At 45.8% G+C, this 3,124-nt stretch carries 1 protein-coding gene, 5 tRNA genes and 1 rRNA gene; 4 read left to right on the forward strand and 3 right to left on the reverse strand.

The genetic code is table 11. The features are described from left to right. The first annotated feature begins 163 nt into the window (after nt 1-163). The 4 genes from VCHENC03_RS16315 (at nt 164) to VCHENC03_RS16300 (ending at nt 2,599) form a co-directional block, all read left to right on the forward strand. A tRNA-Thr gene (locus tag VCHENC03_RS16315) sits at nt 164-239 on the forward strand. A gap of 57 nt (nt 240-296) precedes the next feature. Beyond that, nucleotides 297-413, forward strand: a 5S ribosomal RNA gene (gene rrf / locus VCHENC03_RS16310). Between the two features lie 31 nt (nt 414-444). Then, nucleotides 445-521, forward strand: a tRNA-Asp gene (locus tag VCHENC03_RS16305). Nucleotides 522-1,162: 641 nt separating this feature from the next. Beyond that, nucleotides 1,163-2,599: an NAD-dependent succinate-semialdehyde dehydrogenase gene (locus tag VCHENC03_RS16300; RefSeq protein ID WP_009705534.1), complete on the forward strand. Its 1,437-nt coding sequence runs from the start codon at nt 1,163-1,165 to the stop codon at nt 2,597-2,599. Between the two features lie 157 nt (nt 2,600-2,756). Here the strand turns inward: VCHENC03_RS16300 and VCHENC03_RS16295 are convergent. From VCHENC03_RS16295 to VCHENC03_RS16285, 3 genes are all read right to left on the reverse strand, one after another. Then, nucleotides 2,757-2,832, reverse strand: a tRNA-Asn gene (locus tag VCHENC03_RS16295). Nucleotides 2,833-2,847: 15 nt separating this feature from the next. After that, nucleotides 2,848-2,923: transfer RNA gene (locus tag VCHENC03_RS16290), tRNA-Thr, on the reverse strand. A gap of 40 nt (nt 2,924-2,963) precedes the next feature. Next, nucleotides 2,964-3,039, reverse strand: a tRNA-Asn gene (locus VCHENC03_RS16285). Nucleotides 3,040-3,124: the final 85 nt, after the last annotated feature.

A 3,124-nucleotide genomic window follows, 5' to 3' on the forward strand; every position in this document is an offset into this window, starting at 1 on the left:
AAACGAATTAGCGTCGATGGTAGTGTGGGGCTTCCCCATGTGAGAGTAGAACATCGCCAGGCTTTAAATTTAGTTTTTGCCTTTTTAAGAAGGTGAAGACAAAAGTTAAGAGAGCCCGTTTGAAAAAGCGGGCTTTTTTAGTCCTCACGGACACAGATAATGTGCTGATATGGCTCAGTCGGTAGAGCGCATCCTTGGTAAGGATGAGGTCCCCAGTTCGATTCTGGGTATCAGCACCATTTACTGTTTGTTTTGCGCTTTAAGTTAAAGCTTAAAACAAAACGTAAAGAATTTTGCTTGGCGACCATAGCGCTTTGGACCCACCTGACTTCCATTCCGAACTCAGAAGTGAAACGAAGTAGCGCCGATGGTAGTGTGGGGCTTCCCCATGTGAGAGTAGGACATCGCCAGGTTCTTATTTAGACTTAAATGTCTAACCAGTGCGGAGCGGTAGTTCAGTTGGTTAGAATACCGGCCTGTCACGCCGGGGGTCGCGGGTTCGAGTCCCGTCCGCTCCGCCACTTATTTAGAAACCCAGTCTTCGGACTGGGTTTTGTCGTTTTTGAGCATAATAATTTCCCTTTCAGGGAATGAGTCCCGGTTGCCCGCAAGCCCAGCCTCCGCCACTTATTCCAGGCCTCAGCAGAAATGCTGAGGTCTTTCGTATTTACGATATTATTTTGGCCAGCGACCAACGAGTCCCGCTCGTGTGCGAGTCTAATTGCGTGCAAGCCCAGCCACTCCGCCACTTATTTAGAAATTCAGCCTTCGTACTAGCTTTTACCGTTTTAGGGAATATGATTTTCGTTTATAGGAAAGTAAGGCTCGCAAGGTTTTGTCTGTAGCCTACAAGCCCAACTATTTATTCAGATATATGCCCCTAGTCTATCCACCCTTATTGAACATTTGGTTACATTCGAGATGCCCTCTAATACTTTGTTTATCAAAGAATAGGGGCATTCAATAACACCGAACTTATGACCTACCAAATGGCTGCCTTTTTCGATAATCGCTATCTCTGTTGGTGTTCTCTTCTCTGTATCACCGGTTAACCCTACAGGGTAATCACTTCTCATATTTACGCTGAAGAAAACTTTGTTTGCTTTACTCTTATTTGCCAGAAGGATTAACCTAGTAAAGGTTCTTATGGGAGTACAACCTAATGATGCAGCAGATAGAAAGTGAAACGCTAAGAGTCTTATTCGAAAGCCTGTCTTCTCAAGATGGGATTGCCGTTATTAACCCTGCGACTGAGCAAGAACTGATTCGCTTAAAGCCTAGCTCTTTGGATGAGTTAGATGCGCAAATAGAAGCGTGTAAATCGGCTCAAGTCGAGTGGGCAAAACTCAGTGCTAAAGCACGCTCCGCTTCCCTAAAAAAGTGGTTCCAATTGCTTGTAGAGCATACGGAAGACATCGCGAACATCATTACCTTAGAACAAGGTAAACCTCTTAGTGAAAGCCGTGGAGAAGTCGCATACGGCGCATCTTTTGTTGAATGGTTCGCAGAAGAGGCTAAACGCGCTTATGGTGAGGTAATTCCTGCACCAGCGGTAGATAGACGCCTCTCTACCATCAAACAGCCTGTTGGTGTGTGTGCTGCGATTACACCATGGAATTTCCCTATTGCAATGATCACTCGAAAAGCGGCTCCTGCTCTGGCTTCAGGATGTGGGATGATCATTAAACCTTCTGAATTAACGCCTTTAACTGCTCTGGCTGTGGTGGAGCTTGCTCACCAGGCTGGCATTCCTAAAGCTCTATTGTCTACTGTTGTTTCTGAGCAGGCGGCAGAGTTTGGTTTGGTATTAAGTACCGATCCTCGTATTAAGAAGATCTCTTTCACGGGTTCGACACGTGTCGGCAAGATCTTGATGAAGCAGGCAAGTGATACGGTTAAAGCCGCTTCTATGGAGTTGGGGGGCAATGCACCTTTTATTGTTTTTGACGATGCAGATTTAGAAGCAGCAGCGAATGGCTTGATTGCGTCTAAGTTTCGTAATGCCGGACAAACCTGTGTGTGTACCAACCGCTTGTATGTGCACCAGAGTGTAAAAGAGGTGTTCTTAGCTAAGCTTCTGGAAAAAGCGGCAGGCCTTACGGTCGGTAATGGTCTTGAGGAAAATACAACTCTTGGTCCGGTGATTACTATGGCTTCTAAGCATCGTCTAGAGGCAGTGCTCGATCAGGCAGTACAAGAAGGGGCAAAGATACTCAACCAGCCTCACAAACGCTCTGGGCGCTTTATGGAGCCTGTTATCTTAGATAATGTGGAACAGAGTATGGCGATCGTGCAACAAGAGCTGTTTGGCCCAGTTCTGCCAGTTATTAGTTTTGATGCCGATGAACAAGTGCTCTCGATGGCGAATGACACAGAATATGGTTTGGCTTGCTACTTCTACACCGACAGCTTGAAGCGCATCATCAAATTTAGTGAAGGTTTGGAATATGGCATGGTGGGGGTAAATGAAGGAATTATCTCTACGGAAGTGGCACCGTTTGGCGGGATCAAAGAGTCTGGCATTGGTCGCGAAGGGGCTAAGCAAGGCATGGATGAGTATCTAGAGACGAAGTATATCTGCCTTGGAGGTTTGAGCTAACTTTCTGCTTAGACACTCATTGATACGATACAAAAAGAGAAAGCTAGGTACATCACCTGGCTTTTTGTTTATTGAGATAAAGTTGGATGAAGAGGGGAGCGGTGAGTTTTCTTCAGATGCAAAAAAGCCGCATCAAGTGATGCGGCTTCTTCTAATATGGCTCCTCCTACTGGACTTGAACCAGTGACCTGCGGATTAACAGTCCGTCGCTCTACCAACTGAGCTAAGGAGGAACAAATTTTAATAAGTGGTGCCGACTACCGGAATCGAACTGGTGACCTACTGATTACAAGTCAGTTGCTCTACCTACTGAGCTAAGTCGGCACATTTTCGTTAATAAGTAATCGACTTACTAACTGAAAGATGGCTCCTCCTACTGGACTTGAACCAGTGACCTGCGGATTAACAGTCCGTCGCTCTACCAACTGAGCTAAGGAGGAATTATCTTGTTTAAGAATAAATGGTGCCGACTACCGGAATCGAACTGGTGACCTACTGATTACAAGTCAGTTGCTCTACCTACTG

Origin of the sequence: Vibrio sp. HENC-03 (assembly GCF_000305755.2) — a bacterium.
GTDB classification, from domain to species: Bacteria; Pseudomonadota; Gammaproteobacteria; order Enterobacterales; family Vibrionaceae; genus Vibrio; species Vibrio owensii.

Coding starts and splice junctions, on each gene's coding strand:
- VCHENC03_RS16300 (WP_009705534.1), top strand. CDS start 1,163: ATGATGCAGCAGATAGAAAGTGAAACGCTAAGAGTCTTATTCGAAAGC.